Source organism: Enterobacter cloacae complex sp. I3, from assembly GCF_014896175.1.
In the GTDB taxonomy this organism is placed as follows: Bacteria; Pseudomonadota; Gammaproteobacteria; order Enterobacterales; family Enterobacteriaceae; genus Enterobacter; species Enterobacter bugandensis.
This window is the reverse complement of the sequence record NZ_JADBQZ010000032.1, coordinates 1-25,756: the sequence shown is the minus strand read 5'-3', so window position 1 is coordinate 25,756 and position 25,756 is coordinate 1. Positions and strand designations below refer to the sequence as shown.

Sequence of the window (25,756 nt, the reverse complement as noted above, 5' to 3'; positions counted from 1 at the left end):
GATGGACGACGGTCTGCGTTTCGCAATCCGTGAAGGCGGCCGTACCGTTGGCGCGGGCGTTGTTGCTAAAGTTCTCGGCTAATCGCTGATAACATTTGACGCAATGCGCAATAAAAGGGCATCATTTGATGCCCTTTTTGCACGCTTTCACATCAGAACCTGGCTCATCAGTGATTAATTTTGTCATAATCATTGCTGAGACAGGCTCTGCGGAGAGCGTATAATACGAAAAGCGAATAGCATTTCGATTGGTTTGCCTCGCACTCGCGGGGTGAAAATGTTTGTAGAATACTTCTGACAGGTTGGTTTATGAGTGCGAATACCGAAGCTCAAGGGAGCGGGCGCGGCCTGGAAGCGATGAAATGGGTAGTTGTAGCCGTGCTGCTGATTGTGGCGATTGTCGGCAACTATCTTTATCGTGACATGATGCTGCCGCTACGCGCGCTTGCAGTGGTAATTCTGATTGCTGCGGCGGGTGGTGTCGCGCTGTTGACGACAAAAGGCAAAGCGACCGTTGCGTTTGCCCGCGAAGCGCGTACCGAAGTCCGCAAGGTCATTTGGCCGACTCGCCAGGAAACATTGCACACCACGCTGATCGTAGCGGCGGTAACCGCTGTAATGTCACTGATCCTGTGGGGACTGGATGGTATTCTGGTTCGCCTGGTATCCTTTATCACTGGCCTGAGGTTCTGAGATGTCTGAAGCCCCTAAAAAGCGCTGGTACGTCGTTCAGGCGTTTTCCGGTTTTGAAGGCCGCGTAGCAACGTCGCTGCGTGAGCATATCAAATTACACAACATGGAAGAGTTGTTTGGCGAAGTTATGGTTCCGACCGAAGAAGTGGTTGAGATCCGTGGCGGCCAGCGTCGCAAAAGCGAGCGCAAATTCTTCCCGGGTTACGTGCTGGTTCAGATGGTTATGAACGACGCGAGCTGGCACCTGGTGCGCAGCGTGCCGCGTGTGATGGGCTTTATCGGCGGCACGTCTGACCGTCCGGCGCCAATCAGCGACAAAGAAGTTGATGCGATTATGAACCGCCTGCAGCAGGTGGGTGATAAGCCGCGTCCGAAAACGCTGTTTGAACCGGGTGAAATGGTTCGTGTTAATGACGGTCCGTTTGCTGACTTTAATGGCGTGGTTGAAGAAGTGGACTATGAGAAGTCCCGCCTGAAAGTTTCTGTTTCTATCTTCGGTCGTGCGACCCCGGTAGAGCTGGACTTTGCCCAGGTAGAAAAAGCCTAAGCAGCGATCAAAAAAGCGACGATTTAATCGTTGCACAAGGCGCGGGATTGGAATACAATTTCGCGCCTTTTGTTTTTATGGGTCCCGGCCCGTAAAACGAATTTTATTCACGGGGAGCCTCCCTGAGGCGCTATTACCCAATCAGAGGATTTTAGAATGGCTAAGAAAGTACAAGCCTACGTCAAGCTGCAGGTTGCAGCTGGTATGGCGAACCCAAGTCCACCAGTTGGTCCAGCTCTGGGTCAGCAGGGTGTGAACATCATGGAATTCTGTAAAGCGTTCAACGCAAAAACGGAATCCCTGGAAAAAGGTCTGCCAATCCCAGTCGTAATCACTGTTTACGCTGACCGTTCTTTCACTTTCGTTACCAAAACCCCTCCAGCAGCAGTTCTGCTGAAGAAAGCGGCTGGTATCAAGTCTGGTTCCGGTAAACCGAACAAAGACAAAGTGGGTAAAATTTCCCGCGCTCAGCTGCAGGAAATCGCGCAGACCAAAGCTGCCGACATGACTGGTGCCGACATTGAAGCGATGACTCGCTCCATCGAAGGTACTGCACGTTCCATGGGCCTGGTAGTGGAGGACTAAGAAATGGCTAAACTGACCAAGCGCATGTCCGTGATCCGTGACAAAGTTGATGCGACCAAACAGTACGACATCAACGAAGCTATTGCTCTGCTGAAAGAACTGGCGACTGCTAAGTTCGTTGAAAGCGTTGACGTTGCCGTTAACCTGGGCATCGATGCTCGTAAATCCGATCAGAACGTTCGTGGCGCAACTGTACTGCCACACGGTACTGGCCGTTCCGTTCGCGTAGCTGTATTTGCTCAGGGTGCAAACGCTGAAGCTGCTAAAGCTGCCGGCGCTGAACTGGTAGGTATGGAAGATCTGGCTGATCAGATCAAGAAAGGCGAAATGAACTTTGACGTTGTTATTGCTTCTCCAGATGCAATGCGCGTTGTTGGCCAGCTGGGCCAGGTTCTGGGTCCACGCGGCCTGATGCCAAACCCGAAAGTAGGTACTGTAACCCCTAACGTTGCTGAAGCGGTTAAGAACGCTAAAGCAGGTCAGGTTCGTTACCGTAACGACAAAAACGGCATCATCCACACCACCATCGGTAAAGTGGACTTTGACGCTGACAAACTGAAAGAAAACCTGGAAGCTCTGCTGGTTGCGCTGAAAAAAGCTAAACCAACTCAGGCGAAAGGCGTGTACATCAAGAAAGTTAGCATCTCCACCACCATGGGTGCAGGTGTTGCAGTTGACCAGGCTGGCCTGAGCGCTGCTGCAAACTAATGCCTTTACGTGGGCGGTGATTTTGTCTACAATCTTACCCCCACGTTTGCTAACGAAAGTTAGCGGCTAAAAGATTTGTTCGTTGGAGCCTGGCCTATCCAGGCCTCCGTCGAAGACCGCAGGTGTTTCGCAAGAAACTTAATCCCCTGCGTAGACGGTGACAGAACGCTAAGATTATTTTTAATACTCTGGCTTGTTTCTGCTCACCGTATTAAGACGCTCTTCCCGTTGGGTTGAGTGAAGTGAGTTCCGGAACATGAGTTCCGGCAAACATCCAGGAGCAAAGCTAATGGCTTTAAATCTTCAAGACAAACAAGCGATTGTTGCTGAAGTCAGCGAAGTAGCCAAAGGCGCGCTGTCTGCAGTAGTTGCGGATTCCCGTGGCGTTACTGTAGACAAAATGACTGAACTGCGTAAAGCAGGTCGTGAAGCTGGCGTATACATGCGTGTTGTTCGTAACACCCTGCTGCGTCGCGTAGTTGAAGGTACTCAGTTCGAGTGCCTGAAAGACACGTTTGTTGGTCCGACCCTGATTGCATACTCTATGGAACACCCGGGCGCTGCTGCTCGTCTGTTCAAAGAGTTCGCGAAAGCGAATGCAAAATTTGAGGTCAAAGCTGCAGCCTTTGAAGGTGAGTTGATCCCGGCATCGCAAATCGATCGCCTGGCAACCCTGCCGACCTACGAAGAAGCAATTGCACGCCTGATGGCAACCATGAAAGAAGCTGCGGCTGGCAAACTGGTTCGCACTCTGGCTGCTGTACGCGATGCGAAAGAAGCTGCTTAATCGCAGTTATCTTTATAAAGCATTTGCTTACGTATAAACTTATTCTGATTTTCAGGAACAATTTAAATGTCTATCACTAAAGATCAAATCATTGAAGCAGTTGCAGCTATGTCCGTAATGGACGTTGTAGAGCTGGTATCTGCAATGGAAGAAAAATTCGGTGTTTCTGCTGCTGCTGCTGTAGCTGTAGCTGCTGGCCCGGCTGAAGCTGCTGAAGAAAAAACTGAATTCGACGTAATTCTGAAAGCTGCTGGCGCGAACAAAGTTGCTGTTATCAAAGCAGTACGTGGCGCAACTGGCCTGGGTCTGAAAGAAGCTAAAGACCTGGTAGAATCTGCTCCAGCTGCGCTGAAAGAAGGCGTGAGCAAAGACGACGCAGAAGCACTGAAAAAATCTCTGGAAGAAGCTGGCGCTGAAGTTGAAGTTAAATAAGCCAACTTTTCTGGTTGCAGCCTAAGCAATTAGGCTGATGGCTGGTGACTTTTTAGTCACCAGCCTTTTTGCGCTGTAAGGCATCAGTAGCATTTCACACTGTTTGACTGCTGATTGTCCTGACAATGCTTGTTTCTATCGACGACTTAATATACTGCGACAGGGTGCTCGCTCTGTGTAAATCGCAATGAAATGGTTTAAGCGTGATAGCAACAGGTATTGCGGAAAGTATTCAATTTTCCGGTCCACAAAATGGTGTTGCACAAACTGTCCCTTCGTCGGACAGATGGGTCGACTTGTCAGCGAGCTGAGGAACCCTATGGTTTACTCCTATACCGAGAAAAAACGTATTCGTAAGGATTTTGGTAAACGTCCACAAGTTCTGGACATTCCATATCTCCTTTCTATCCAGCTTGACTCGTTCCAGAAGTTTATCGAGCAAGATCCTGAAGGGCAGTACGGTCTGGAAGCAGCCTTCCGTTCCGTGTTCCCGATTCAGAGCTACAGCGGTAACTCCGAGCTGCAGTACGTCAGCTACCGCCTTGGCGAACCGGTGTTTGACGTTCAGGAATGTCAGATCCGTGGCGTGACCTATTCCGCACCGCTGCGCGTAAAACTGCGTCTGGTGATCTACGAGCGCGAAGCGCCGGAAGGCACCGTAAAAGACATTAAAGAACAAGAAGTCTACATGGGTGAGATTCCACTCATGACGGACAACGGTACTTTCGTTATCAACGGTACTGAGCGTGTTATCGTTTCCCAGCTGCATCGTAGCCCGGGCGTCTTCTTCGACAGCGATAAAGGTAAAACACACTCTTCCGGTAAAGTACTGTATAACGCACGCATCATTCCTTACCGTGGTTCATGGCTGGACTTCGAGTTCGATCCAAAAGACAACCTGTTTGTCCGTATCGACCGCCGTCGTAAACTGCCTGCAACCATCATTCTGCGTGCACTGAACTATACCACTGAGCAGATCCTGGACCTGTTCTTTGAGAAAGTGATCTTTGAAATCCGCGACAACAAGCTGCAGATGGAGCTGGTGCCGGAACGTCTGCGTGGTGAGACCGCGTCGTTCGACATCGAAGCCGACGGCAAAGTGTATGTGGAAAAAGGTCGCCGTATCACCGCGCGCCACATCCGCCAGCTGGAAAAAGATGATATCAAACACATCGAAGTTCCGGTTGAATACATTGCAGGAAAAGTAGCCGCGAAAGATTACGTTGATGAATCAACTGGCGAGCTGATCTGCCCGGCGAACATGGAGCTGAGCCTGGATCTGCTGGCTAAGCTGAGCCAGTCTGGCCACAAACGTATCGAAACGCTGTTCACCAACGATCTGGACCACGGTCCGTACATCTCTGAGACTGTACGCGTCGACCCAACCAACGATCGTCTGAGCGCGCTGGTAGAAATCTACCGCATGATGCGTCCTGGTGAGCCACCAACTCGCGAAGCGGCTGAAAGCCTGTTCGAGAACCTGTTCTTCTCCGAAGACCGCTACGATCTGTCCGCGGTAGGTCGTATGAAGTTCAACCGTTCTCTGCTGCGCGACGAGATCGAAGGTTCCGGTATCCTGAGCAAAGACGACATCATCGAAGTGATGAAGAAGCTCATCGATATCCGTAACGGTAAAGGCGAAGTGGACGATATCGACCACCTCGGCAACCGTCGTATCCGTTCCGTTGGCGAAATGGCGGAAAACCAGTTCCGCGTTGGCCTGGTACGTGTAGAGCGTGCGGTGAAAGAGCGTCTGTCTCTGGGCGATCTGGATACCCTGATGCCTCAGGATATGATCAACGCCAAGCCGATTTCTGCAGCAGTGAAAGAGTTCTTTGGTTCCAGCCAGCTGTCTCAGTTCATGGACCAGAACAACCCGCTGTCTGAGATCACGCACAAACGTCGTATCTCTGCACTCGGCCCAGGCGGTCTGACCCGTGAACGTGCAGGCTTTGAGGTTCGAGACGTACACCCGACTCACTACGGTCGCGTATGTCCAATCGAAACGCCTGAAGGTCCAAACATCGGTCTGATCAACTCCCTGTCCGTGTACGCACAGACAAACGAATACGGTTTCCTTGAGACCCCGTATCGTAAAGTGACCGACGGTGTGGTTACCGACGAAATTCATTACCTGTCTGCTATCGAAGAAGGCAACTACGTTATCGCTCAGGCGAACTCCAACCTGGATGACGAGGGCCACTTTGTAGAAGATCTGGTTACCTGCCGTAGCAAAGGCGAATCCAGCTTGTTCAGCCGCGACCAGGTTGACTACATGGACGTATCCACCCAGCAGGTGGTATCCGTCGGTGCGTCCCTGATCCCGTTCCTGGAACACGATGACGCCAACCGTGCATTGATGGGTGCGAACATGCAACGTCAGGCCGTTCCAACTCTGCGTGCTGATAAGCCGCTGGTTGGTACCGGTATGGAACGTGCTGTGGCCGTTGACTCCGGTGTTACTGCAGTTGCTAAGCGTGGCGGTACCGTTCAGTACGTTGACGCATCCCGTATCGTTATCAAAGTTAACGAAGACGAGATGTATCCGGGCGAAGCGGGTATCGACATCTACAACCTGACCAAATACACCCGTTCTAACCAGAACACCTGTATCAACCAGATGCCTTGCGTATCTCTGGGTGAGCCAGTTGAGCGCGGCGACGTGCTGGCAGACGGTCCGTCCACCGACCTCGGTGAACTGGCGCTCGGTCAGAACATGCGCGTAGCGTTCATGCCGTGGAACGGTTACAACTTCGAAGACTCCATCCTCGTCTCCGAGCGTGTGGTTCAGGAAGATCGTTTCACCACCATCCACATTCAGGAACTGGCCTGTGTGTCCCGTGACACCAAGCTGGGGCCAGAAGAGATCACTGCCGACATCCCTAACGTGGGTGAAGCTGCGCTCTCCAAGCTGGATGAATCCGGTATTGTTTACATCGGTGCGGAAGTGACCGGCGGCGATATTCTGGTAGGTAAGGTGACGCCGAAAGGTGAAACCCAGCTGACCCCAGAAGAGAAACTGCTGCGTGCTATCTTCGGTGAGAAAGCGTCTGACGTTAAAGACTCTTCTCTGCGCGTACCAAACGGTGTTTCCGGTACGGTTATCGACGTTCAGGTCTTCACTCGTGATGGCGTTGAGAAAGATAAGCGTGCGCTGGAAATCGAAGAGATGCAGCTCAAACAGGCTAAGAAAGACCTGTCTGAAGAACTGCAGATCCTCGAAGCAGGTCTGTTCAGCCGTATCTATGCGGTGCTGGTTGCCGGTGGCGTTGAAGCTGAGAAGCTCGACAAACTGCCACGCGATCGCTGGCTGGAACTCGGCCTGACCGACGAAGAGAAACAAAATCAGCTGGAACAGCTGGCTGAGCAGTATGACGAACTGAAACACGAGTTCGAGAAAAAACTCGAAGCGAAACGCCGCAAAATCACTCAGGGCGACGATCTGGCACCAGGCGTGCTGAAGATTGTTAAGGTGTATCTGGCTGTTAAACGTCAGATCCAGCCTGGTGATAAGATGGCAGGTCGTCACGGTAACAAGGGTGTTATCTCTAAGATCAACCCGATCGAAGATATGCCGCACGATGCTAACGGTACGCCGGTAGATATCGTACTGAACCCACTGGGCGTACCGTCTCGTATGAACATTGGTCAGATCCTGGAAACTCACCTGGGTATGGCTGCGAAAGGTATTGGCGACAAGATTAACGCCATGCTGAAACAGCAGCAGGAAGTCGCGAAACTGCGCGAATTCATCCAGCGTGCCTACGATCTGGGTACCGACGTGCGTCAGAAAGTCGACCTGAACACCTTCAGCGATGAAGAAGTGCTGCGTCTGGCAGAGAACCTGCGCAAAGGTATGCCAATTGCAACGCCGGTATTCGACGGTGCAAAAGAAGCTGAAATCAAAGAGCTGCTGCAACTGGGTGGTCTGCCAACGTCTGGTCAGATTACGCTGTTTGACGGCCGTACCGGTGAACAGTTTGAGCGTCCAGTAACCGTAGGTTACATGTACATGCTGAAACTGAACCACCTGGTCGACGACAAGATGCACGCTCGTTCTACCGGTTCTTACAGCCTGGTTACTCAGCAGCCGCTGGGTGGTAAGGCACAGTTCGGTGGTCAGCGCTTCGGGGAGATGGAAGTGTGGGCGCTGGAAGCATACGGCGCGGCATACACCCTGCAGGAAATGCTCACCGTTAAGTCTGATGACGTGAACGGTCGTACTAAGATGTATAAAAACATCGTGGACGGCAACCATCAGATGGAACCAGGCATGCCAGAATCCTTCAACGTACTGTTGAAAGAGATTCGTTCGCTGGGTATCAACATCGAACTGGAAGACGAGTAATTCTCGCTCAAACAGGTCACTGGTGCCGGGTTAACCCCCGGCACCGGATTGTGCTAACTCCGACGGGAGCAAATCCGTGAAAGATTTATTAAAGTTTCTGAAAGCGCAGACTAAAACCGAAGAGTTTGATGCGATCAAAATTGCTCTGGCTTCGCCAGACATGATCCGTTCATGGTCTTTCGGTGAAGTTAAAAAGCCGGAAACCATCAACTACCGTACGTTCAAACCTGAGCGTGACGGCCTTTTCTGTGCGCGTATTTTCGGGCCAGTAAAAGACTACGAGTGCCTGTGCGGTAAGTACAAGCGCCTGAAACACCGCGGTGTGATCTGTGAGAAGTGCGGCGTTGAAGTGACCCAGACTAAAGTACGCCGTGAGCGTATGGGCCACATCGAGCTGGCGTCTCCGACTGCTCACATCTGGTTCCTGAAATCTCTGCCGTCCCGTATCGGTCTGCTGCTGGATATGCCGCTGCGCGATATCGAACGTGTTCTGTACTTCGAATCTTATGTAGTTATCGAAGGCGGGATGACGAACCTGGAACGTCACCAGATCCTGACTGAAGAGCAGTATCTGGACGCGCTGGAAGAGTTCGGTGACGAATTCGACGCGAAGATGGGTGCGGAAGCTATTCAGGCCCTGCTGAAGAGCATGGATCTGGAGCAGGAGTGCGAGCAGCTGCGTGAAGAGCTGAACGAAACCAACTCCGAAACCAAGCGTAAAAAGCTGACCAAGCGTATCAAACTGCTGGAAGCGTTCGTTCAGTCTGGTAACAAACCAGAGTGGATGATCCTGACCGTTCTGCCGGTTCTGCCGCCAGATCTGCGTCCGCTGGTTCCGCTGGATGGTGGTCGTTTCGCAACGTCCGATCTGAACGATCTGTATCGTCGCGTTATCAACCGTAACAACCGTCTGAAACGTCTGCTGGATCTGGCTGCGCCGGACATCATCGTACGAAACGAAAAACGTATGCTGCAGGAAGCGGTAGATGCCCTGCTGGATAACGGTCGTCGCGGTCGTGCGATCACCGGTTCTAACAAGCGTCCTCTGAAATCTTTGGCCGACATGATCAAAGGTAAGCAGGGTCGTTTCCGTCAGAACCTGCTCGGTAAGCGTGTTGACTACTCCGGTCGTTCTGTAATCACCGTAGGTCCATACCTGCGTCTGCATCAGTGCGGTCTGCCGAAGAAAATGGCACTGGAGCTGTTCAAACCGTTCATCTACGGCAAGCTGGAGCTGCGTGGCCTGGCCACCACCATCAAAGCCGCTAAGAAAATGGTTGAGCGTGAAGAAGCTGTCGTTTGGGATATCCTGGACGAAGTTATCCGCGAACACCCGGTACTGCTGAACCGTGCACCAACCCTGCACCGTCTGGGTATCCAGGCATTTGAGCCAGTCCTGATCGAAGGTAAAGCTATCCAGCTGCACCCGCTGGTTTGTGCGGCCTATAACGCCGACTTCGATGGTGACCAGATGGCTGTTCACGTACCGCTGACGCTGGAAGCCCAGCTTGAAGCGCGTGCGCTGATGATGTCTACCAACAACATCCTGTCTCCAGCGAACGGTGAACCAATTATCGTTCCTTCTCAGGACGTTGTATTGGGTCTGTACTACATGACCCGTGACTGTGTTAACGCCAAAGGCGAAGGCATGGTGCTGACTGGCCCTAAAGAAGCTGAGCGTATTTATCGCGCTGGCCTGGCCTCTCTGCATGCGCGCGTTAAAGTGCGTATCACCGAATACGAAAAAGATGCAAACGGCGAATTCGTTGCGAAGACCAGCCTGAAAGACACGACCATTGGCCGTGCCATTCTGTGGATGATCGTACCGAAAGGTCTGCCTTTCTCCATCGTCAACCAGGCGCTGGGCAAGAAAGCGATCTCCAAAATGCTGAACACCTGTTACCGCATTCTGGGTCTGAAGCCGACCGTTATCTTCGCTGACCAGACTATGTACACCGGCTTTGCTTATGCAGCGCGTTCAGGTGCATCTGTTGGTATCGATGACATGGTCATCCCAGAGAAGAAACACGAGATCATCTCTGAAGCGGAAGCTGAAGTTGCTGAGATCCAGGAGCAGTTCCAGTCTGGTCTGGTAACCGCGGGCGAACGCTACAACAAAGTTATCGATATCTGGGCAGCGGCGAACGATCGTGTATCCAAAGCGATGATGGATAACCTGCAAACCGAAACCGTGATTAACCGTGACGGCGTCGAAGAGCAGCAGGTTTCCTTCAACAGCATCTACATGATGGCCGACTCCGGTGCGCGTGGTTCTGCAGCACAGATTCGTCAGCTGGCAGGTATGCGTGGTCTGATGGCGAAGCCAGATGGCTCCATCATCGAAACGCCAATCACCGCGAACTTCCGTGAAGGTCTGAACGTACTCCAGTACTTCATCTCCACGCACGGTGCGCGTAAAGGTCTGGCGGATACAGCACTGAAGACAGCGAACTCCGGTTATCTGACGCGTCGTCTGGTTGACGTTGCGCAGGATCTGGTTGTGACCGAAGACGATTGTGGCACCCTCGAAGGTATCACCATGACCCCGGTTATCGAGGGTGGTGATGTTAAAGAGCCGCTGCGCGATCGCGTACTGGGTCGTGTGACCGCGGAAGACATTCTGAAGCCGGGCACCGCAGACATTCTGGTTCCACGCAACACCCTACTGCACGAACAGTGGTGTGACCTGCTGGAAGCGAACTCTGTTGACTCTGTGAAAGTGCGTTCCGTTGTATCCTGTGACACCGACTTTGGTGTGTGTGCACACTGCTACGGTCGTGACCTGGCGCGTGGCCACATCATCAACAAAGGTGAAGCCATCGGCGTTATCGCGGCACAGTCCATCGGTGAGCCGGGTACACAGCTGACGATGCGTACGTTCCACATCGGTGGTGCGGCATCTCGTGCGGCTGCTGAATCCAGCATTCAGGTGAAAAACAAAGGTAGCATCAAGCTCAGCAACGCGAAGTCTGTTGTTAACTCCGCAGGCAAGCTGGTTGTGACCTCTCGTAACACCGAGCTGAAGCTGATCGACGAATTCGGTCGTACCAAAGAGAGCTATAAAGTGCCTTACGGTGCGGTTATGGCGAAAGGTGATGGCGAGCAGGTTGCCGGCGGTGAAACCGTTGCAAACTGGGATCCACACACCATGCCGGTTATCACCGAAGTAAGTGGTTTCATCCGCTTTACTGACATGATCGACGGCCAGACCATTACTCGTCAGACCGACGAGCTGACCGGTCTGTCTTCTCTGGTGGTTCTGGATTCTGCTGAACGTACTACCGGCGGTAAAGATCTGCGTCCTGCACTGAAAATCGTTGATGCTCAGGGTAACGACGTTCTGATCCCGGGTACCGATATGCCTGCGCAGTACTTCCTGCCAGGTAAAGCGATTGTACAGCTGGAAGATGGCGTACAGATCAGCTCTGGTGACACCCTGGCGCGTATTCCTCAGGAATCCGGCGGTACCAAGGACATCACCGGTGGTCTGCCACGCGTTGCGGACCTGTTCGAAGCTCGTCGTCCGAAAGAGCCTGCAATCCTGGCTGAAATCAGCGGGATCATCTCCTTCGGTAAAGAGACTAAAGGTAAGCGCCGTCTGGTTATCACACCAGTAGATGGCAGCGAGCCGTACGAAGAGATGATTCCTAAGTGGCGTCAGCTCAACGTGTTCGAAGGCGAACGTGTAGAACGTGGTGACGTGGTTTCCGACGGTCCAGAAGCGCCGCACGACATCCTGCGTCTGCGTGGTGTGCATGCTGTTACTCGTTACATTGTTAACGAAGTACAGGACGTATACCGCCTGCAGGGCGTTAAGATTAACGATAAGCACATCGAAGTTATCGTTCGTCAGATGCTGCGTAAAGCAACCATCGAAAACGCGGGCAGCTCCGACTTCCTGGAAGGCGAGCAGGTTGAATACTCACGCGTTAAGATCGCTAACCGCGATCTGGAAGCGAACGGCAAAATCGGTGCGACCTTCGCACGCGATCTGCTGGGTATCACCAAAGCGTCTCTGGCAACCGAGTCCTTCATCTCCGCAGCATCGTTCCAGGAAACGACTCGTGTCCTGACCGAAGCCGCTGTTGCGGGTAAACGTGATGAACTGCGCGGTCTGAAAGAGAACGTCATCGTGGGTCGTCTGATCCCTGCTGGTACCGGTTATGCGTACCATCAGGATCGTATGCGTCGTCGCGCTGCGGGCGAACTGCCAGCAGCACCGCAGGTTACTGCTGAAGATGCATCCGCGAGCCTGGCAGAACTGCTGAACGCAGGTCTGGGCGGTTCCGACAACGAGTAATCGTTGATGCCGTAAATAAAAAACCCGCCTCGGCGGGTTTTTTTATATCTGCATTTCTTCAATTCACTAGCGGGATGCGTCGATAAAGCTCAATCATATCGCCCGCCAGATCCTGAATAACCATCGCGTTCATCAGGTGGTCCTGAGAATGAACGGTGATCAAGTTAACATGCAGTTTCCCGGTCCCTTCGTCAAGTCCAATAAGCTGCGTCTGGATCGTATGCGCGTGCTTCACATATTCGCGGGATTCTTCCATCGCTTTTTCAGCTTCGTCAAACTCACCTTTACGCGCCATCTGCAGAGCCGTCAGGGCCGCACTGCGGGCCGCACCGGCGTTGACCAGCAGTTCCATGATTGTGGTTTCTAAGTCTTCCATTATGACTCCAGCAGTTTAAGCGCTTTTTCCAGTACGGCATCGCCTTTCATCATGCCGTAATCCATCATGTCGATCACCGCGACCTTTTTGCCCAGAGGGTCGGCCTGTGCCTGCAGTTTAGCCTGCTCGTATTTGACCTGTGGCCCCAGCAATACGATGTCGGCCGTCGCGATATTGTCTTTAAACTCCGCAACCGGAACGGCTTTAATGGTGACTTCAACCCCTTTTTTCTGCGCGGCATCTTTCATACGTTGAACCAGCATGCTGGTTGACATTCCCGCTGCACAGCATAAAACGATGTTCTTCATAATCAGCCTCGATCTACATGTGTTTATTGATAATTATCCTGCGCAGAGAGCTTCAACAACCGCTTTACCGCGATTGTGTGTCAGGCATCACAAAGAAAGCGGCATTTTTCTGAAACCGGTTACAATTCTTCGAGTAAGAGAGAAAGTCAGCCGACGGCAGTGCGAACAATACGGTTTTTTCCCTGCTTTTTAGCACTGTAGAGCGCGTTATCAACGCTACCTACAAATTGTTCCAGCGGTTCGAAATGCCATTCACCCAGACCTGCGCTGAACGTGACATGCAGATTTTCTTCCCGCCATACGCGTCTTTCAACGGCGGTGCGCCATGCGTCAAGCAATGAAAATGCGGCAGCGATCTGCTCGGCCTGGAAAATTACCGCGAACTCTTCACCACCATAGCGATAGACCGAGACGTGGTGGGGCTGCATTATCTGGATCCCCTCGCGCGCCACGTTACGCAGAACAATGTCGCCGCTCAGGTGTCCCCACGTGTCGTTAATTGACTTGAAGTTATCAATATCAACCAGCGCCATCGCGAAAGGCTGGTGGGCATTTAATAATTCCTCCACATCGTTATCGAACGCACGGCGGTTTTTGCAGCCGGTCAGCGCATCGTGAGTGGCCTGACGAACATACGCCATCTCACGCTCTTTATTGGACTGAATGGTGCGGCTCAGCATCGCTTCCAGACGCGGCGCCTGGTTCACATCGCCCGTTTTGATCGCATTGATAATGGTCATCAACACGGTACGCGAGGCATGACGCAGATAGAGGCCGAAGAGAATGATAATGATGGCCGCCAGCGCGAAACCCCAGCCTACGATTGTCGTTTCGTGTCGGGTGATATCGGTAAGCGTTGCGCCAGAGACCCTGTAGATGACAAACCAGTCTGGATTGGTAAATGAGTAGTAGTAATACCAGGCGTCGGTTTTCTTATCGTAAAGGTGGCCTTCGCCGCTGGTCATTTTATCCATCAGCGCTTCGCTGACGTACTGTTTGAAAAGCACGCCCGTATCAGGGTGCAGCACGACGGCGCCATCGCGTTCGACGACGAAGAATTCCCCCTGAACAGGGGCGACCATCTGACGCAGGGTGTAGCCCATTGACGTTAAGTCGAGATGAAACGCAATCGTACCTTTAAGTCGACCTTCTGGTGAAATCAACGGTTTATAGAGTGTGACCGTCGGATGACCGTTGAAATAGTCCATATAGGGACGGGTGTAGTGGCTGAATATACTGGCTTCAGCATGGGCGACAAACCACGGACGCGTCCGGGGATCGAAGGTTTTACTCTTTTCCGTCTGGAGCACTTCCGGCGCGCGCAGATAATGTCCCCGCGTGTCTGCCAGCGAGATGGATGACACGGTCGGCATCAGGTTTTGCAAATGCATCATCATCTGCAGCCCTTGCGTCGGGTTGACGTTGAGGGTCTCGTTTAGCCTGTCATCGCGTGCAAAATACATCGCGGAGCGGCCCAGGATATAGTCGTTTTCACGCAGGATTGACTCGGTGTAGTTCACCGCAAGGTTATGGGTGAAATTGCCATTAATCTTATGATAGTCCTCAAGGAAATCCTTTCGTTGTGAAAGAGTTACCACGACCGAGATCAGCGCAAAACTGCATAGAATCCCCGCGAAGCTGAGCATAATGGGTCGGGTGAAAGAGAGCTTTTTGCTGTGAAGTGCCATGAGTTGTACATCGATCCTGATGGTGAATATTTTTCGTCTGCCGATATCCTCTCAGCATAGTCGCTGTCCTGCGGTTAGCGGTGAATTATACGGAACACGATTTCAGGCGAGATGATTTATCTTAAGAATCACTAAGAAATTCCTTATCCTTATTTTTGCGCCCCTCTTATGCACGGAATCGGAGGCAGGGCGAAACGAGGAAGAAGCTTTTCGCCCTGGTCAGCATCCGTTGCTGACCTGATGACAATAAAAAACCGGACGATCGCTGACAATCATCCGGTTTTACCTTTCCGTGACGCCTCGATAATTTTCTACCGTGTTGCAGTGCGTTACATCGTCATTGCGAGGCTCTTCCCAGCCAGCTGTCCCAGTCTTTCCAGACAGGCTGTAAACCCTGTGCCGTCAGGGCGGCGGCAACGGCTTCCGGACGCCGTCCGTCATGCGGTGCAAACTGCTCAAGCTCCGGATGATCGTCAGCATACCCGCCCGGCTGCGTTTTGGAAAACGCGCTGACGTTGTTAATCGCCAGCGGGATGACGCGATCGCGAAACGCCGGAGATTCACGCGTTGAGAGCGATAACTCCACTTCCGGGGCGAGCAGGCGAAACGCGCAGATGGTCTGCACCAGCTGGCGTTCATCCATCAGCGAAGCCGGTTCAATGCCGCCTGCGCAGGGGCGCAGGCGTGGGAAGGAGATGGAGTATCGGGTCTGCCAGTAGTGCTGTTGCAGCCACAGCAGATGTTCTGCCACCATGTAGCAATCTACCCGCCAGCTATCGGAAAGCCCAATTAGCGCACCCAGCCCGATTTTGTCGATCCCGGCGCGGCCCAGCCTGTCCGGCGTTTCCAGCCGGAAGAAAAAATCCTGCTTCTTCCCTTTCAGATGATGCCGCGCGTACGTCGCCTCGTGGTAGGTTTCCTGATAGACCATAACGCCGTCCAGCCCGAGCGTTTTTAACTCCGCATACTCGTCCTGCGACAGGGGCTGAACCTCCATCTGCAACGACGCAAACTCCCGACGTATCGCAGGCAGATGCTGGCGGAAATAGTCCATTCCCACTTTCCCCTGATGCTCGCCCGTGACCAACAGAAGATGTTCGAACCCCATTTCACGAATAGCAGCACACTCGCGTGCGATCTCCTCTTCATCGAGCGTTTTCCGCTTGATGCGGTTGCTCATGGAAAAACCACAGTAGGTACAGTCGTTGGCACACAGGTTCGAAAGATAGAGCGGGACGTAGAAGCTCACCGTATTGCCAAACCGCTGCCGGGTGAGGCGCTGGGCGCGCTGCGCCATTGGTTCAAGATAGGCGCTGGCCGCCGGGGAGAGCAGGGCCATCAGATCCTCGCGGGTCAGCTGACGGGCATTCAGCGCGCGCTCGACGTCAGCAGTCGTTTTGCTGTTAATGCGCAGGGCAATATCGTCCCAGTTAAGCTCGCGCCAGCGCTCGGTAAACGTGCTCATGAGATCGCCTCCAGAAAACCGGTCAGCGGGCTGGTGGCCTGTGCCTGAAAACTGCGCGAGCCGGGGCCGGACTCTCTGGCTAGCACGCCAGCCTCCACGGCGAGACGAAACGCACGCGCCATCCTGACCGGGTCGTCGGCCACCGCAATGGCGGTATTCACCAGCACCGCATCGGCACCCATTTCCAGCGCCTGCGCGGCATGGCTGGGCACGCCGATCCCCGCATCCACCACCACCGGCACGGTCGCCTGCTCGATGATGATCTCCAGCATCGCGCGGGTTTCCAGCCCCTGATTGGAGCCAATGGGCGCCCCCAGCGGCATGACGGCGGCGCAGCCGACCTCTTCCAGACGCTTACACAGCACGGGATCCGCGCCGCAGTAAGGCAGAACGGTAAACCCCTGCTGCACCAGCTTTTCTGCGGCTTTCAGGGTCTCGATCGGGTCGGGCAGCAGCCAGCGGGCATCCGGGTGAATTTCCAGCTTCAGCCAGCGGGTACCGAGCGCTTCCCGCGCCAGCTGTGCGGCGAAAATCGCCTCCTCGGCCGTTTTCGCTCCGGAAGTGTTTGGTAAGAGCGTCACGCCTGCCTCCAGTAGCGGCGCAAGTATGGCATCGTTGTGCTGGCGCAGATCCACGCGCTTCATCGCCAGCGTCACCAGCTGGCTGCCGCTTTCACGAATAGCATCCACCATCAGCTGCGGCGAGGCGAATTTGCCGGTTCCGGTAAACAGATGTGAATCAAAGACTTTATCAGCAATACGTAACATCTCAGCCCCCTGCGATAACCTGAAACAGCAGGATCTGGTCGCCTTCATTGACCTGCTGAAGTTCCCACTGCTCGCGCGGCAGGATCTGTTGATTGAGCGCCAGCGCCGTTCCCGGCTTGAGCTGGCGCAATTTGTCGAGCAGGGCGGCAACGGTGAGACCGTCGTCGCACGTCATCGGCTCATCGTTAAACAGAATGCGCATTGCGGCCTCCGCATACCGGGCAGTGGCTGGCGCGGTGTAGTGCCAGATGGCGCCAGCCGCTGGAGCGGGCGTCGAACAGCCGGAGCGTGTTGCGTTCCGTCTCCATGCCGCTGAGCAGCTTGATAGCCTCCAGTGCCTGAAGGGTACCCATCACGCCCACCACCGGGCCAAGAATGCCTGCCGTGCGGCAGTTACGCTCCGGTTCAGCCTCGTCCGGCCACAGGCAGCGATAGCAGCCCTGCGACCACGGCGGGGTCAGGACCATCATCTGCCCGCCGAACCCCACCGCGCTGGCGGTGATAAGCGGCGTATTCGTTGCCACGCAGGCGGCGTTAATCGCCTGGCGCGTCGCCATGTTGTCCGTGCAGTCCAGCACCGCGTCGGCAAGGGCGACCTCATGGCGCAGGCTTTCACCGCTGAGCCGCTCCTGCAGAGCAATCAGTTCGATATCCGGATTAAGCTGGTTAAGTCGCTGCCGGGTGATCTGCGCTTTAGGCTGGTTAACATCTTCAGTCGTGAAGAGGATTTGCCGTTGCAGGTTGCTGAGGTGCACCTCGTCGTCATCGGCCAGCACCAGCGTGCCCACGCCCGCACCGGCCAGATACAGCGCGGCGGGCGCGCCTAATCCGCCCAGGCCGACAATCAATACCCGGCTGGCGAGCAGCTTTTGCTGCCCGTCAATGGCAATATCCTCCAGCAGGATCTGGCGGCTGTAGCGCATAAAATCGCGGTCATTCATCGCCCGCTCCTGCCAGCTGTAAAAGCTGCGCGGTGGCGGATCGCCAGTCTGCCGCCTGGGTAATGGCGCTGACGATGGCGATACTGCCGACGCCGGTCTCCAGCACCGCCGGGGCGCGTTCAAGGCTGATTCCACCGATGGCGACGGTCGGGTAATCGGCAAGGCGCTTAACGTGGCTCGCCAGCTGCGTCAGACCCTGCGGGGCAGAAGGCATCTGCTTGGTTTGCGTCGGAAAAACGTGACCGAGGGCGATGTAGGAGGGGCGGGCCGCCAGCGCCACGTCGATTTCCATATCATCGTGTGTTGAAACGCCAAGGCGCAGGCCAGCCTGGCGAATGGCGTTCAGATCGGTGGTTTCCAGATCCTCCTGACCCAAATGCACGCCGTACGCCCGGTGCTTAACGGCCAGCCGCCAGTAGTCGTTGATAAACAGGCGGGCATTGTAGCGATGCCCCAGCGCGATGGCGGCGACGACGTCGGCCTCCACCTCTTCATCACGCTTATCTTTGATGCGCAGCTGGAGGGTGCGAACGCCGGCCTCCAGCAGGCGGGCGATCCACTCCACGCTGTCCACCACCGGATAAAGTCCTAAGCGAAAGGGCACGGAGGGGAAATCGGGCTTGTACATTACGCCTCCTCTTTTTTGAGGTAAATTTCGCCGCCTCTGGCGCGGAAGGTTTCCGACATGTCCGCCATACCGACTTCAATGGTCTGCGCGGCGGCGTAATCCCGCACCTCCTGGCTGATTTTCATCGAGCAGAATTTTGGCCCGCACATGGAGCAGAAGTGCGCCACCTTGCCCGACTCCTGCGGCAGGGTCTCGTCGTGATAGGCGCGGGCGGTGAACGGATCCAGCGCCAGGTTAAACTGGTCTTCCCAGCGGAATTCAAAGCGCGCTTTGGACATGGCGTTGTCGCGGATTTGCGCGCCCGGGTGGCCTTTCGCCAGATCCGCCGCGTGAGCGGCAATCTTGTAGGTAATCAGTCCCTGCTTTACGTCCTCTTTGTTGGGCAGGCCGAGGTGCTCTTTCGGCGTCACGTAGCAGAGCATGGCGCAGCCAAACCAGCCGATCATCGCCGCGCCAATCCCGGAGGTGAAGTGGTCGTAGCCCGGTGCGATGTCCGTGGTCAACGGCCCCAGGGTGTAGAACGGCGCTTCGTGGCAGTGCTCCAGCTCCTCGGTCATGTTGCGGCGGATCATCTGCATCGGCACGTGGCCCGGGCCTTCAATCATCACCTGCACGTCATACTCCCAGGCGATTTTGGTCAGCTCGCCCAGGGTGTGCAGCTCGGCAAACTGCGCTTCGTCGTTGGCATCGCGGATGGAGCCCGGACGCAGGCCGTCGCCCAGCGACAGCGAGACGTCGTACGCGGCGCAGATTTCGCAGATCTCGCGGAAGTGCTCGTAGAGGAAGTTTTCCTGATGATGAGACAGGCACCATTTCGCCATGATGGAGCCACCCCGCGAGACGATGCCGGTCAGACGTTTCGCCGTCATCGGCACGTAGCGCAGCAGCACGCCCGCGTGGATGGTGAAGTAGTCCACGCCCTGTTCCGCCTGCTCCAGCAGCGTGTCGCGGAACGCTTCCCAGGTGAGGTTTTCGGCGATGCCGTTGACCTTCTCCAGCGCCTGGTAAATCGGGACGGTGCCGATCGGTACCGGGCTGTTACGCAGGATCCACTCGCGGGTTTCGTGGATGTAGCGGCCAGTGGAGAGGTCCATCACCGTGTCCGCGCCCCAGCGCGTGGACCAGACCAGCTTTTCCACCTCTTCTTCGATGGACGAGGTGACGGCAGAGTTGCCGATGTTGGCGTTGACCTTCACCAGGAAGTTGCGGCCGATAATCATCGGCTCCGATTCCGGGTGGTTGATGTTGGCGGGGATAATCGCGCGCCCGGCGGCCACTTCGTCACGCACAAACTCCGGCGTGATGTTCTCCGGCAGGCGAGCACCAAAGCCTTCACCCGGATGCTGGTGGCGCAGTACTTCACTGCGGATGCGCTCGCGGCCCATGTTTTCGCGGATGGCGATGAACTCCATCTCCGGCGTGACGATACCCTGGCGCGCGTAGTGCAGCTGGGTTACGCACTTGCCCGCTCTGGCGCGTTTTGGCGTCAGCAGGCCGGTAAAGCGCAGCTCGTCCAGGCCGTCGTCGGCCAGGCGTTCTTTGGTGTACGCAGAGCTGCGCACGCTCAGTTCTTCGCAGTCGTTACGCGCGTCAATCCACGGCTGGCGCAGCTTTGCCAGGCCTTGCTGCACGTTGATGACGACAGAGGGATCGCCGTACGGGCCGGAGGTGTCGTATACCGGCACGGCTTCGTTGTCTTCATACTGGGGGTTCTCTTTACTGCCGCCGATAAGCGTCGGGCTGAGCTGGATTTCGCGCATCGGGACGCGGATATCGGCCTGTGAACCGGTGATGTAGATGCGTTTCGAGTTCGGGAAAGCGGTGCCTTCCAGGGTGTCGATGAAGTGTTGGGCCTGTGCACGCTGTTCGCGGCGGGTCAGTTTTGTTGTAGACATAGCTCATTCCAGAAGTGAAGGACATGGCTTGTCAGACGACGGATGAAGCAAGAGGAGATCGCCCCAGGGGCGATACAACAGCAGCGTGACTCTTGTTCCCTTCGCAGGTATTAACCTGATCAGGTTCCGCGGATCCCGAATTAACGGTCTCAGCCCGTGCTTACACACTGGGCACTCCGACAAGAAAAATCCCCCTCCGCAGAGGGGCGACTGGTTGTAAATTACTCGTTAACGGTTAAGAACTCAAGCAGGGCGCGCAACGTTATCGCTGCTGCTGATATTCAGGTTGTTATCCAGTACGAGGGCGATGAGCTTATCTTCCAGCGTGAATCGCTCTTCCAGCGCTTCGCCCAGGTCCGAAAGCGCCTGCTGGAACTCAAGATAGTTATCGTGATCGATGGCGTTCTCGAGTGTGGAATCGTAATAGTCCATGATCTGCTGGGTATTGGCTTCCAGCTGCGGACAGAGTTTGCTGGCCGCTAAATACGGCGTTGTCCCTTCCATTTCGCGGATAATGCGTTCATAAATGTTGAAATGGCCGTCGGACAGGTAGTCGACAAGGCTCTGACAAAAATCATCCAGCGCTTTTTCGTTCAGCCGCATAAAGGATTCTTTGCCAGGCTTAAGACCGACCAGATTGTAATACGCCACAAGGAGATGCTTGCGCACATGTAGCCAGCGATCCACCAGGGTGTTACTTCCTCCAACGCGCTCAGTCAGGCTTTCCAGCTGGTTTAACATGGTCGACTCCATAAGGTTTAGAATGGGATCTGCTTATCCAAAATGTAACCACAATGCTAACAACATGTCAGTGAAGCGAAGGTAGTGCAATAGATATGGATCGTATTATTGAAAAATCAGATCTGGGTTGGTGGATCGTCAGCCACGAACAAAAATTATGGCTGCCCTCAGGAGAGTTGCCCTACGGTGCCGCGGAAACGTTCGATCTGGTGGGCCAGTCCGCGCTGAAGATCGGCGAGTGGCAGGGCGATCCCGTGTGGTTGATCCAACAGGCGCGCCGTCAGGATATGGGATCCGTACGTCAGGTGTTAGATCTTGACGTCGGCCTGTTCCAGTTGGCGGGGCGGGGCGTGCAGCTGGCGGAGTTTTACCGTTCGCACAAATATTGCGGTTACTGCGGCCACACCATGCACCCAAGCAAAACCGAGTGGGCGCTGCTCTGCGGCCACTGCCGTGAACGCTACTACCCGCAAATCGCGCCGTGCATCATCGTTGCCATCCGCCGTGATGATTCCATCCTGCTGGCGCAACATACCCGTCATCGCAACGGCATTCATACCGTCCTCGCCGGGTTCGTCGAAGTCGGCGAAACGCTGGAGCAGGCGGTGGCGCGCGAGGTGATGGAGGAGAGCAGCATCAAGGTGAAGAACCTGCGCTACGTGACCTCCCAGCCGTGGCCGTTCCCGATGTCTCTGATGACCGCGTTTATGGCGGAATATGACAGCGGCGAGATTGTTATCGACCAGAAAGAGCTGCTGGAGGCGAACTGGTACCGCTACGACAATTTACCGCTGTTACCCCCTCCGGGAACGGTGGCGCGTCGCCTGATAGAAGATACCGTGGCAATGTGTCGGGCCGAGTATGAGTAGTGTTACACTGACGGACTGACGCAATAAGGAACTGCAAAATGACCGAACTGAAGAACGATCGTTATCTGCGTGCGCTGCTGCGCCAGCCCGTTGATGTCACCCCGGTGTGGATGATGCGCCAGGCGGGACGCTATCTGCCAGAGTACAAAGCCACGCGCGCGCAGGCGGGCGATTTTATGTCGCTGTGCAAAAACGCCGAGCTGGCCTGTGAGGTGACGCTCCAGCCGCTGCGCCGCTTCCCGCTGGATGCCGCCATTCTCTTTTCGGACATTCTTACCATTCCGGACGCGATGGGCCTGGGGCTCTATTTCGAAACCGGCGAGGGCCCGCGCTTTACCTCGCCGATCAAAAGCAAAGCCGACGTCGATAAGCTGCCGATCCCCGATCCGGAAGGCGAGCTGGGCTACGTGATGAACGCTGTGCGCACCATTCGCCGTGAACTGAAAGGCGAAGTGCCGCTGATTGGTTTCTCCGGCAGCCCGTGGACGCTGGCCACCTACATGGTTGAAGGCGGCAGCAGCAAAGCCTTCACCCTGATTAAAAAGATGATGTACGCCGAACCGCTGGCGCTGCATGCGCTGCTCGACAAGCTGGCGAAGAGCGTTACGCTCTACCTCAACGCGCAGATTAAAGCGGGCGCGCAGTCGGTGATGATTTTCGACACCTGGGGCGGCGTGCTGACCGGACGTGATTATCAGCAGTTCTCCCTGTACTACATGCACAAAATCGTTGACGGCCTGCTGCGTGAAAACGAAGGTCGCCGCGTGCCGGTGACGCTGTTCACCAAAGGTGGCGGCCAGTGGCTGGAAGCGATGGCGGCCACCGGCTGCGACGCGCTGGGCCTCGACTGGACCACCGATATTGCCGATGCCCGCCGTCGCGTGGGCGACAAAGTGGCGCTACAGGGCAACATGGACCCGTCCATGCTCTATGCTCAGCCTGCCCGCATCGAAGAGGAAGTGTCGACTATACTGTCTGGTTTCGGCCAGGGTGAAGGCCACGTCTTTAACCTCGGCCACGGCATTCATCAGGATGTGCCGCCTGAACACGCAGGCGTATTTGTGGAGGCGGTGCATCGGCTTTCTGCCCAGTATCACAAGTAAGGAGTGGTTATGGATCTCGCGTCGCTACGCGCTCAGCAAATCGAACTGGCTTCATCAGTGATCCGCGAGGATCGTCTGGATAAGGATCCCCCGCAGTACATTGGCGGGGCGGACGTCGGGTTCGAGCAGGGCGGTGAAGTGACGCGGGCGGCGATGGTGGTGCTGAAATACCCGTCGCTGGAGCTGGTGGAGTACAAGGTGGCGCGTATCGCCACCACCATGCCCTATATTCCCGGCTTTCTCTCCTTCCGCGAATACCCCGCGCTGCTGGCCGCGTGGGAGCAACTCTCGCAAAAACCTGACCTCCTGTTTGTTGACGGGCACGGTATTTCCCATCCGCGTCGCTTAGGCGTCGCCAGCCACTTTGGTCTGCTGGTGGACGTGCCGACCATCGGCGTGGCGAAAAAACGCCTGTGCGGCGCGTTTGAGCCGCTTTCTGCCGAACCGGGCGCGCTGGCGCCGCTTATCCATAAAGGCGAGCAGTTGGCGTGGGTCTGGCGCAGTAAAGCGCGCTGTAATCCGCTGTTTATCGCCACCGGGCATCGGGTGAGCATGGACAGCGCGCTGGCGTGGGTGCAGCGCTGCATGAAGGGCTACCGGTTACCGGAGCCAACCCGCTGGGCTGACGCCGTTGCCTCTTCACGTCCGGCATTCATTCGTTGGCAGGAAATTCAGCCGTGATTCAGGTAAACTGCGGCTAATTTTCGATTCGAGACATCATCATGTTACAAAACCCGATTCATCTGCGCCTTGAGAAGCTGGAAAGCTGGCAGCACGTGACGTTTATGGCTTGCCTGTGCGAGCGCATGTATCCCAACTATGCCGCGTTCTGTAAGCAAACGGAGTTTGGCGAAGGCCAGATTTATCGACGTATCCTGGATTTGATCTGGGAGACGCTGACGGTGAAAGACGTAAAGGTGAACTTCGATTCACAGCTCGAAAAGCTGGAAGAGGCGATCCCGGCGGCGGACGATTACGACCTGTACGGCGTTTATCCGGCAATCGACGCCTGCGTGGCGTTGAGCGAGCTGATCCACTCCCGTCTGAGCGGTGAAACGCTGGAGCACGCCATTGAAGTCAGTAAGGCATCCATCACGACCGTCGCGATGCTGGAAATGACGCAGGAAGGCCGTGAAATGACCGACGAAGAGCTGCGTGCTAACCCGGCGGTTGAACAGGAATGGGATATTCAGTGGGAGATTTTCCGCCTGCTGGCAGAGTGTGAAGAGCGTGATATTGAGCTAATCAAAGGGCTGCGCGCGGACCTGCGTGAGGCCGGTGAGAGCAATATTGGTATAATTTTTAACCAATGAGACAACAAAACGTGATTTAACGCCTGTTTTGTCGCACCTCGACTCTTCCCTTCTGCCCCCCGTCTGGTCTACATTTGGGGGGCGAAAAAAAGTGGCTATCGGTGCGTGTATGCAGGAGAGTGCTTTTTTGGCATTTTCGTCGCACTCGATGCTTAGCAAGCGATAAACACATTGAAAGGATAACTTATGAACAAGACTCAACTGATTGATGTAATTGCGGACAAGGCTGATCTGTCTAAAGTGCAGGCTAAAGCTGCTCTGGAATCTACCCTGGCTGCTATTACTGAGTCTCTGAAAGAAGGCGATGCTGTACAACTGGTTGGTTTCGGTACCTTCAAAGTGAACCACCGCGCTGAGCGTACTGGCCGCAACCCGCAGACCGGTAAAGAAATCAAAATCGCCGCAGCTAACGTGCCGGCATTTGTTTCTGGTAAAGCACTGAAAGACGCAGTTAAGTAAGACGCGTGGCAGTGAACAGTTTTAACGAAGGGGCGGCAACGCCCCTTTTGTCATTCTGGCGTGGCACGCTCGCGCTGGCAGGCGTACTGTTGCTGTCTGCCTGTAGCCATGATTCCTCACTCCCCCCGTTTACCGCCAGCGGCTATGCTGACAACCAGGGCGCGGTCAGGATCTGGCGTAAAGATTCCAGCGATGAAGTCCATATGCTTACCGCGTTCAGCCCGTGGCATAACGGCAACACCTCGACCGCAGAGTACCGCTGGCAGGGCGATACGCTGTCACTGATTGAACTGAACATCTACAGCAAGACCCCCGAACACGTGAAGGTGCGTTTCGACGACCACGGCGAGCTGAGCTTTATGCAGCATGAAGTCAGCGGGTTGAAACAGCAGCTTTCCAGCGATCAGGTCGCCCTTTACCGCTACCGCGCCGAACAGCTCCGGCAGACCAGCGACGCGCTGCGTCAGGGCCGCGTGGTACTGCGCCAGGGGCGCTGGCATGCCGATGGCACGGTGACCACCTGCGAAGGGCAGACCGTAAAGCCTGAGCTTGAATCCTGGGCAACCGAACACATTCAGCGCCGTCAGCGGCATTCGTCTATGGAAGTGAGCGTGGCGTGGCTTGAGGCGCCGGAAGGCTCTCAGCTCCTGCTGGTAGCGAACGAAGACTTCTGCACCTGGCAGCCGACAGAGAAAAGTTTTTGATTTAAGTTCCCTCTCCCTTGAGGGTGTACAGTCCGGGGACATGGTAGACAGGTGTTCGGGGACATGGTGAACACTTTTTAACATCCTTTACCCATGGTG

The 25,756-nt window shown here is 55.2% G+C and carries 25 protein-coding genes and 1 riboswitch; of the genes, 15 read left to right on the top strand and 10 right to left on the bottom strand.

The genetic code is table 11. The features are described from left to right. The 9 genes from IM271_RS20005 to rpoC form a co-directional block, all read left to right on the top strand. Window positions 1–82, top strand: an 82-nt coding sequence (locus IM271_RS20005; protein ID WP_000340867.1) for a hypothetical protein, incomplete at its 5' end; no start/stop codon positions are given. 227 nt (window positions 83–309) lie between these two features. Then, window positions 310–693, top strand: coding sequence for a preprotein translocase subunit SecE (gene secE, locus IM271_RS20000; RefSeq protein ID WP_003862342.1), 384 nt, complete (start codon window positions 310–312; stop codon window positions 691–693). Between the two features lies 1 nt (window position 694). Continuing rightward, window positions 695–1,240 carry a transcription termination/antitermination protein NusG gene (gene nusG, locus IM271_RS19995; protein ID WP_003862341.1) on the top strand — a complete coding sequence of 182 codons (546 nt, stop codon included), beginning with the start codon at window positions 695–697 and terminating at the stop codon, window positions 1,238–1,240. Between the two features lie 156 nt (window positions 1,241–1,396). Further along, entirely contained in the window at window positions 1,397–1,825 is a 429-nt protein-coding gene (gene rplK / locus IM271_RS19990) for a 50S ribosomal protein L11 (RefSeq protein WP_008503452.1), read from the top strand. 3 nt (window positions 1,826–1,828) lie between these two features. Continuing rightward, entirely contained in the window at window positions 1,829–2,533 is a 705-nt protein-coding gene (gene rplA, locus IM271_RS19985; protein ID WP_006810530.1) for a 50S ribosomal protein L1, read from the top strand. A gap of 289 nt (window positions 2,534–2,822) precedes the next feature. Next, on the top strand, window positions 2,823–3,320 hold the full coding sequence (gene rplJ / locus IM271_RS19980) for a 50S ribosomal protein L10 (RefSeq protein WP_003862338.1): 498 nt from the start codon (window positions 2,823–2,825) through the stop codon (window positions 3,318–3,320). Window positions 3,321–3,386: 66 nt separating this feature from the next. Continuing rightward, window positions 3,387–3,752, top strand: a complete 366-nt coding sequence (rplL, locus tag IM271_RS19975; RefSeq protein WP_002445276.1) for a 50S ribosomal protein L7/L12 — start codon at window positions 3,387–3,389, stop codon at window positions 3,750–3,752. Between the two features lie 319 nt (window positions 3,753–4,071). After that, on the top strand, window positions 4,072–8,100 hold the full coding sequence (rpoB, locus tag IM271_RS19970; RefSeq protein ID WP_015569976.1) for a DNA-directed RNA polymerase subunit beta: 4,029 nt from the start codon (window positions 4,072–4,074) through the stop codon (window positions 8,098–8,100). Window positions 8,101–8,176: 76 nt separating this feature from the next. Then, window positions 8,177–12,400, top strand: coding sequence for a DNA-directed RNA polymerase subunit beta' (gene rpoC / locus IM271_RS19965; RefSeq protein WP_028015097.1), 4,224 nt, complete (start codon window positions 8,177–8,179; stop codon window positions 12,398–12,400). A 58-nt stretch (window positions 12,401–12,458) separates the two neighbouring features. Here the strand turns inward: rpoC and IM271_RS19960 are convergent, their stop codons facing one another. The 10 genes from IM271_RS19960 to IM271_RS19915 all read right to left on the bottom strand — a co-directional run bounded on the left by IM271_RS19960 (window position 12,459) and on the right by IM271_RS19915 (window position 21,209). Continuing rightward, window positions 12,459–12,776, bottom strand: coding sequence for a PTS lactose/cellobiose transporter subunit IIA (locus tag IM271_RS19960; protein WP_193053063.1), 318 nt, complete (start codon window positions 12,774–12,776; stop codon window positions 12,459–12,461). Next, entirely contained in the window at window positions 12,776–13,084 is a 309-nt protein-coding gene (locus IM271_RS19955; RefSeq protein ID WP_010425948.1) for a PTS sugar transporter subunit IIB, read from the bottom strand. The genes IM271_RS19960 and IM271_RS19955 overlap by 1 nt, the downstream gene beginning before the upstream one ends. A gap of 146 nt (window positions 13,085–13,230) precedes the next feature. Then, window positions 13,231–14,772, bottom strand: coding sequence for a sensor domain-containing diguanylate cyclase (locus tag IM271_RS19950; RefSeq protein WP_193053062.1), 1,542 nt, complete (start codon window positions 14,770–14,772; stop codon window positions 13,231–13,233). A 337-nt stretch (window positions 14,773–15,109) separates the two neighbouring features. Then, complete coding sequence (gene thiH, locus IM271_RS19945) at window positions 15,110–16,237, bottom strand: 2-iminoacetate synthase ThiH (RefSeq protein ID WP_193053061.1); 1,128 nt, start codon at window positions 16,235–16,237, stop codon at window positions 15,110–15,112. Further along, entirely contained in the window at window positions 16,234–17,004 is a 771-nt protein-coding gene (gene thiG, locus IM271_RS19940) for a thiazole synthase (RefSeq protein ID WP_069733830.1), read from the bottom strand. Before thiG ends, thiH begins: the two co-directional genes overlap by 4 nt. 1 nt (window position 17,005) lies before the next feature. Next, a complete protein-coding gene (gene thiS / locus IM271_RS19935; protein ID WP_028015101.1) occupies window positions 17,006–17,206 on the bottom strand; it encodes a sulfur carrier protein ThiS in 201 nt (66 codons plus the stop codon). Beyond that, on the bottom strand, window positions 17,190–17,945 hold the full coding sequence (thiF, locus tag IM271_RS19930) for a thiazole biosynthesis adenylyltransferase ThiF (protein ID WP_193053060.1): 756 nt from the start codon (window positions 17,943–17,945) through the stop codon (window positions 17,190–17,192). Before thiF ends, thiS begins: the two co-directional genes overlap by 17 nt. Then, window positions 17,938–18,573 carry a thiamine phosphate synthase gene (thiE, locus tag IM271_RS19925; protein ID WP_193053059.1) on the bottom strand — a complete coding sequence of 212 codons (636 nt, stop codon included), beginning with the start codon at window positions 18,571–18,573 and terminating at the stop codon, window positions 17,938–17,940. The genes thiF and thiE overlap by 8 nt, the downstream gene beginning before the upstream one ends. After that, window positions 18,573–20,468 (bottom strand): phosphomethylpyrimidine synthase ThiC, encoded by a 1,896-nt coding sequence (gene thiC / locus IM271_RS19920; protein WP_193053058.1) that lies wholly within the window; start codon window positions 20,466–20,468, stop codon window positions 18,573–18,575. The genes thiE and thiC overlap by 1 nt, the downstream gene beginning before the upstream one ends. Window positions 20,469–20,547: 79 nt before the next feature. After that, window positions 20,548–20,657: riboswitch (TPP riboswitch) on the bottom strand. A gap of 54 nt (window positions 20,658–20,711) precedes the next feature. Next, window positions 20,712–21,209, bottom strand: a complete 498-nt coding sequence (locus tag IM271_RS19915) for an Rsd/AlgQ family anti-sigma factor (RefSeq protein WP_028015105.1) — start codon at window positions 21,207–21,209, stop codon at window positions 20,712–20,714. Window positions 21,210–21,304: 95 nt separating this feature from the next. On the opposite strand from IM271_RS19915, the gene nudC reads away from it, so the two are divergent. The 6 genes from nudC to IM271_RS19885 all read left to right on the top strand — a co-directional run bounded on the left by nudC (window position 21,305) and on the right by IM271_RS19885 (window position 25,657). Next, window positions 21,305–22,078: an NAD(+) diphosphatase gene (gene nudC, locus IM271_RS19910; protein ID WP_049138089.1), complete on the top strand. Its 774-nt coding sequence runs from the start codon at window positions 21,305–21,307 to the stop codon at window positions 22,076–22,078. A 38-nt stretch (window positions 22,079–22,116) separates the two neighbouring features. Next, complete coding sequence (hemE, locus tag IM271_RS19905) at window positions 22,117–23,181, top strand: uroporphyrinogen decarboxylase (RefSeq protein WP_193053057.1); 1,065 nt, start codon at window positions 22,117–22,119, stop codon at window positions 23,179–23,181. A 9-nt stretch (window positions 23,182–23,190) separates the two neighbouring features. Then, window positions 23,191–23,862: a deoxyribonuclease V gene (nfi, locus tag IM271_RS19900; RefSeq protein WP_010425928.1), complete on the top strand. Its 672-nt coding sequence runs from the start codon at window positions 23,191–23,193 to the stop codon at window positions 23,860–23,862. 41 nt (window positions 23,863–23,903) lie between these two features. Beyond that, window positions 23,904–24,494 carry a YjaG family protein gene (locus IM271_RS19895; RefSeq protein WP_193053056.1) on the top strand — a complete coding sequence of 197 codons (591 nt, stop codon included), beginning with the start codon at window positions 23,904–23,906 and terminating at the stop codon, window positions 24,492–24,494. Between the two features lie 186 nt (window positions 24,495–24,680). After that, on the top strand, window positions 24,681–24,953 hold the full coding sequence (gene hupA, locus IM271_RS19890) for a nucleoid-associated protein HU-alpha (protein WP_002445246.1): 273 nt from the start codon (window positions 24,681–24,683) through the stop codon (window positions 24,951–24,953). An 11-nt stretch (window positions 24,954–24,964) separates the two neighbouring features. Then, a complete protein-coding gene (locus IM271_RS19885) occupies window positions 24,965–25,657 on the top strand; it encodes a DUF1481 domain-containing protein (protein ID WP_193053064.1) in 693 nt (230 codons plus the stop codon). Window positions 25,658–25,756: the final 99 nt, after the last annotated feature.